The sequence below is a fragment of the Xenorhabdus entomophaga genome, from assembly GCF_037996725.1.
Taxonomy (GTDB): Bacteria; Pseudomonadota; Gammaproteobacteria; order Enterobacterales; family Enterobacteriaceae; genus Xenorhabdus; species Xenorhabdus khoisanae.
In genome coordinates, this window is sequence record NZ_JBBMXH010000485.1 from 1 (window position 1) to 224 (window position 224).

A 224-nucleotide genomic window follows, 5' to 3' on the forward strand; every position below is an offset into this window, starting at 1 on the left:
TGCTTGCCGAGATCGATACCAATAAGGGTGACGTTTTGCATGATGGACTCTCCAGAAAAAATACTCTATAAAGAGTATGGTTCACAAGGTGGGGAAGACCATCTCATTAACCCCGGTCATGAACCCAATAGTTAGATCTTTTAGAGAAAGTAGTATTCACGCTCAATGAACGTTCCTATCACTTTATCGTGTATTTCTGCTGACTTAGAATAACCTATCGTTTT

1 protein-coding gene is annotated in these 224 nt (G+C 39.7%); it reads right to left on the reverse strand.

What is annotated here, in order from left to right:
* Positions 1–140: 140 nt before the first annotated feature.
* On the reverse strand, positions 141–224 hold an 84-nt coding region (locus AAC854_RS23745; protein WP_340619088.1), incomplete at its 5' end, for an IS1 family transposase.